The sequence below is a fragment of the Flavobacterium sp. genome (assembly GCF_025352425.1).
In the GTDB taxonomy this organism is placed as follows: Bacteria; Bacteroidota; Bacteroidia; order Flavobacteriales; family Flavobacteriaceae; genus Flavobacterium.
This window is the reverse complement of sequence record NZ_JANXTI010000086.1, coordinates 1-4,802: the sequence shown is the minus strand read 5'-3', so window position 1 is coordinate 4,802 and position 4,802 is coordinate 1. Positions and strand designations below refer to the sequence as shown.

Below are 4,802 nucleotides of genomic sequence, written 5' to 3'. Positions count from 1 at the left end.
AACTTTTGAAGGTTTTAAAACAAGAATTTTAGCAAAAATAACAGCATTAACATTGGTTCAGTATATCAATAAATTCATATTTGACAGACCAATAAACAATATTAAAAATCAAACAATTTAATTACACCCAACGGGTTAAAGTATATTCCAAATGCAAGTATCCAAGAAATAATCAAAGCCTGGAACTCCCTGATTGGCGATTTTCCGTTAGAAAGATTGGAGTTTTTACAAATGCTTTCGTCCAGATATCGCTTGTTTTTATTAACCAATACCGATTCCATTCACATCAGTCGTTTTGAGCATAAAGTAGGGATGTCGTTTTACACCGATTTTTATCGTTGCTTTGAAAAAGTGTATTACTCTTATGAAATGGGAATGAGAAAACCGGATGCTGAAATTTTTAATGCCATAATCCGAAAACATGATTTATCACCAAAAAGAACTTTGTTTATTGATGATAAGAAAACCAATACTGATGCTGCAGAATCGCTGGGATTACATGTCTGGAATTTAAAAGTTGGAGAAGAAGATATTATCGATTTGTTTGACCAAAAGCATTTGCCATTATAGTTTTGGAAATTAAAGATACTTTTAAAACCATTGCTTCCCCGTCATCAGAAATTATTTTTAAAGAAAAAAACAGCAAGTTTTTTGGCTATGCATTTCCTGTTACCACTGAGACAGAAATCAAATCCCATTTAGTAAAATTACGCAAGCAACACTCCGGTGCGGTTCATTTTTGCTATGCCTTTCAAATAGGAACTGAAACTATTTATTTTCGTGCCAATGACGATGGCGAACCAAGTAATTCTGCTGGAATGCCAATTTATGGACAAATTCAGTCTTTTGGTTTAACCAATGTTTTGGTAGTGGTAGTTCGCTTTTTTGGTGGTGTAAAATTAGGTGTCGGAGGACTAATTTCCGCTTATAGAACTGCGTCGCAGATGGCTTTAGACGAATCTGAGATTGTTGAAAAGACAATAAATATTCATTTCCAGATTTCCTTCGATTATAAAAACATGAATAAGGTAATGCGGATAATTAAAGAAAAAAAACTAGAAATCATTTCGCAACAAATGGAAAAAAGTTGTCAAATTGAAGTTGTAACCCGAAAAAAAAATGCCGAAATGATTTCCAACATTTTTTCCAATTTATTCGAAGTTAAAATTCAACCAATCTAACTATTCATAATGTCTAAAAGATATTGAGGTGGCGCAATGGCTTTTCCCAAATTTATATCCACAAACACCAACAAAAAATGCGCTGTTGTTAACAACTCATTATTTTCGTTGCGAATTTCGCAATCAAATTCGACCTTTACTGAAGATTGTCCTTTGAACCTTGTTATCACTGTAAGTAAGTCATCATAACGTGCTGGTTTTTTGTAATTTATAGTCATTGATACTATAGGAAGCGCAATTCCGTTTTCCTCCAGTGATTTATACGAAATCCCTTTGTTTCTAAGCCATTCCACGCGTCCCATTTCAAAATATGGAACATAATTCCCATGATAAACGACGCTCATTTGGTCCGTTTCAGAGTAACGCACTCTAACTTGAATTTGATGTTCTTTCATCCGATTTTTTCGCTTTTAATCTAAAATTGATTTTTTTGTTACAACAAAATTTTCAAAAAATCAATGCCATTTTAATTTTTTTTAACAAATTTTATTCACATATTTGTTACCCCGAAAAGCATGAAAATATTCGATGTTTTTTCATGTTAAAAACTAATTACTTTAATTTAAAATAAATATGAGCAAAACTGCGCAATCGGTGTGGGAAAATTGTCTACTGTTTATAAAAGACAATATTCAGGAGCAAGCTTTCAAAACTTGGTTCGAACCGATTAAGTCAGTGGAACTAACGGATAATGCTCTTTACATTCAGGTTCCGAGTAAATTCTTTTACGAATGGCTTGAAGAACATTATGTAAAATTATTAAAAGTTGCATTAACTAAAGAACTTGGTAAAAACGCAAAGTTACTCTATAAAATTAAAATGGAGAACACTTATGGAAATAAACAGCCATTTACTGAACAATTGCCAAGCGCACACCGTAGCCCAATAAAATCTCAAGATGTTGATGCACCGTTTAAAAACCTAAATCCTGAATTAAAAAACCCTTTTGTAATTCCCGGAATCAGAAACCTCAAAATTGAGTCGCAACTTAATCCAAATTATAGTTTTGATAACTTCCTTGAAGGCGATTCCAACAGATTAGCACGTTCAGCGGGTATGGCTGTTGCCAACAAACCTGGAGGAACATCATTTAATCCGTTATTGATTTTTGGTGGTGTTGGATTAGGAAAAACACATTTGGCTCATGCGATTGGTGTCGAAATCAAAGATAAATATCCTGAAAAAACGGTCCTTTATATTTCCGCAGAAGTTTTTACTCAGCAATATATTGACTCGGTTAAGAAAAATAACAGAAACGATTTTATTCATTTCTATCAGTTGATTGATGTGTTGATTATTGACGATGTGCAATTCCTTTCGGGAAAAACCGGAACACAAGATGTTTTCTTCCATATTTTCAATTACTTACATCAAAATGGCAAACAAGTAATCCTTACTTCGGATAAAGCTCCCGTTGACATGCAGGATATTGAACAGCGATTGTTGTCCCGTTTCAAATGGGGTTTATCTGCAGAATTACATCAACCTGATTATGAAACCAGGATTTCTATCTTAAAAAATATTTTATACCGTGATGGCGTTGAGATGCCGGATGAAATTATAGAATATGTGGCTAGAAATATCAAGTCAAATGTACGGGAATTAGAAGGTGCTATCATTTCGTTGATTGCTCAATCTTCTTTCAACAAAAAAGAAGTGACTTTGGATTTGGCTAAAAATGTAGTTGAGAAATTTGTTAAAAATGTAAAACGAGAAATCTCAATCGAATATATTCAAAAAGTAGTTTCTGATTATTTCCAATTAGATCTTGACACACTACAATCTAAAACCAGAAAACGTCACGTTGTTCAGGCCCGACAATTAGCCATGTTCTTTGCTAAGAAATTCACGAAGTCTTCATTAGCGAATATTGGTTCCCAAATTGGCGACAGAGATCACGCTACCGTTCTTCACGCATGCAAAACTGTTGACAACTTGGTTTCAACAGATAAACAGTTCAAAAAATTTGTAGAAGATATACATAAAAAATTATCGCTATAATTCCTTTTTGAGTAAGTTTGCGGTTTAGAATCATACAATATGCCCGTTAAAATTTTAATGGTTTGTTTAGGAAATATTTGCCGATCTCCATTGGCAGAAGGGCTTTTAGCGGCCAAACTTCCCAAAGACAAATTCTTTGTAGATTCGGCCGGAACCGGAAGTTACCACATAGGGAAGCACCCCGACCAGCGTTCTGTCTTGACTGCACAAAAAAATGGTCTTGACATTACCTATCAAAAAGCAAGACAATTTACGCCAAAAGATTTTGAAGAATTTGATTACATCTATGTCATGGATAATACCAACTACGATGATGTAATGGAATTAGCTAAAAAAGAAGAACATAAAAAGAAAGTACAACTAATTCTGGATGATCTATTTCCCGGTGATAATGTTGATGTTCCTGATCCCTATTACGGTTTGCAAAATGGTTTTGATATGATTTATGAAATGCTTGATGAAACCTGCGACATTTTAGCCAAAAAATTAATTGAAAAACATCAATGAAGCCTGTAATTTTAAAGGGCAAACTCTATTTAATCCCTACTACTTTGGGAGAAATGAATCCTCATGATGTACTCCCTCAAACTGTAAAAAGAGCCATAGATTTTATCGACGATTACATTGTTGAAAATGAAAAAACAGCTCGGAAATTCATCAAATCCATTCATCCTGAAAAAGTTCAGAACAATTTACGAATCTCTTCCCTAAATAAACGAACCGAAGTATCAGAATATAATCCCATGATTGCCCCATGTCTTAACGGATTAAATGTGGGGTTAATGAGCGAAGCCGGTTGTCCCGGAGTTGCTGATCCAGGTGCTGTAATTGTAAAAATAGCGCACGAAAATGGAATACAGGTTGTGCCTTTAGTCGGTCCTTCTTCAATACTATTGGCCATGATGGGTTCAGGAATGAACGGTCAGAGTTTTGCGTTCAATGGGTATCTTCCTATTGATAAAAGCGAAAAAAAATCAGCTTTAAAAAACTTTGAAAATCTATCAAGCACTAAAAACCAATCTCAGATTTTTATTGAAACGCCTTATCGAAATAATAAATTATTGGAGGATTTATTGGTGTCATTACAACCCAATACTCATCTTTGCATTGCCACAGATATCACTTTGCCAACAGAATATATCAAAACATTTCGTGTAGCAGACTGGAAAAAAATAAAGGTTGACCTGCATAACAGACCAACCATTTTTATTATACATAAGTTTTAGAGAAAACCGAATTCACTTATTATGAGATTTAAAATTTTCTTATTTTGTTTATTTTTCTATCTGAACGCAAACAGTCAGACCTCACCTTTACCGAATAATGAGACAAGAAAATCAGGATTGTCAAAGGAAGAATTTACATATGCATGCAATGAGTATAAAAAAATGATTTTAACTGATGAATATTTAAAGAGCGAGGAAAAAATTAGAGCTTTCAATGAAAAAATACAAGATTTTGTAATTTCCCACAATATTCCTTTTGACAGCTTAAAAAATAAAGATGTTTCTCTTAAATTGATTAAAAATAATCTTACTCAAACAAAATTTAAATCAGTTGCTGAAGCTGAACTGTATATTGATGAAATGGAATCAAGTACAGAAAAATTAGAAAAGAAAA

At 33.4% G+C, this 4,802-nt stretch carries 7 protein-coding genes and 1 pseudogene; 7 read left to right on the top strand and 1 reads right to left on the bottom strand.

Features of this window, described 5'->3' with window-relative positions; all coding sequences use genetic code 11:
- The 3 genes and pseudogenes from Q0Q99_RS10960 to Q0Q99_RS10950 all read left to right on the top strand — a co-directional run.
- Nucleotides 1–121: pseudogene (locus tag Q0Q99_RS10960) on the top strand (IS982 family transposase); the annotation flags it as partial.
- Nucleotides 122–231: 110 nt separating this feature from the next.
- Nucleotides 232–570: an HAD-IA family hydrolase gene (locus Q0Q99_RS10955; protein WP_367175036.1), complete on the top strand. Its 339-nt coding sequence runs from the start codon at nucleotides 232–234 to the stop codon at nucleotides 568–570.
- A 2-nt stretch (nucleotides 571–572) separates the two neighbouring features.
- Nucleotides 573–1,181 carry a YigZ family protein gene (locus Q0Q99_RS10950; protein ID WP_293895689.1) on the top strand — a complete coding sequence of 203 codons (609 nt, stop codon included), beginning with the start codon at nucleotides 573–575 and terminating at the stop codon, nucleotides 1,179–1,181.
- On the opposite strand, the gene Q0Q99_RS10945 is transcribed toward Q0Q99_RS10950, so the two are convergent.
- The gene (locus Q0Q99_RS10945; RefSeq protein ID WP_293895686.1) at nucleotides 1,178–1,576 is read right to left on the bottom strand and encodes a thioesterase family protein; all 399 of its coding nucleotides are present in this window, start codon (nucleotides 1,574–1,576) and stop codon (nucleotides 1,178–1,180) included. The genes Q0Q99_RS10950 and Q0Q99_RS10945 overlap by 4 nt on opposite strands.
- 178 nt (nucleotides 1,577–1,754) lie before the next feature.
- Between Q0Q99_RS10945 and dnaA the strand changes: the two genes are divergently transcribed.
- From dnaA to Q0Q99_RS10925, 4 genes are all read left to right on the top strand, one after another.
- Nucleotides 1,755–3,182 carry a chromosomal replication initiator protein DnaA gene (dnaA, locus tag Q0Q99_RS10940; protein ID WP_136150566.1) on the top strand — a complete coding sequence of 476 codons (1,428 nt, stop codon included), beginning with the start codon at nucleotides 1,755–1,757 and terminating at the stop codon, nucleotides 3,180–3,182.
- 39 nt (nucleotides 3,183–3,221) lie between these two features.
- Nucleotides 3,222–3,689 carry a low molecular weight protein-tyrosine-phosphatase gene (locus Q0Q99_RS10935; protein ID WP_293895679.1) on the top strand — a complete coding sequence of 156 codons (468 nt, stop codon included), beginning with the start codon at nucleotides 3,222–3,224 and terminating at the stop codon, nucleotides 3,687–3,689.
- Nucleotides 3,686–4,408, top strand: coding sequence for an SAM-dependent methyltransferase (locus Q0Q99_RS10930; RefSeq protein ID WP_293895676.1), 723 nt, complete (start codon nucleotides 3,686–3,688; stop codon nucleotides 4,406–4,408). The genes Q0Q99_RS10935 and Q0Q99_RS10930 overlap by 4 nt, the downstream gene beginning before the upstream one ends.
- A 21-nt stretch (nucleotides 4,409–4,429) precedes the next feature.
- Nucleotides 4,430–4,802 (top strand): hypothetical protein (locus Q0Q99_RS10925; protein WP_293895673.1); only part of this gene is annotated, 373 nt, incomplete at its 3' end.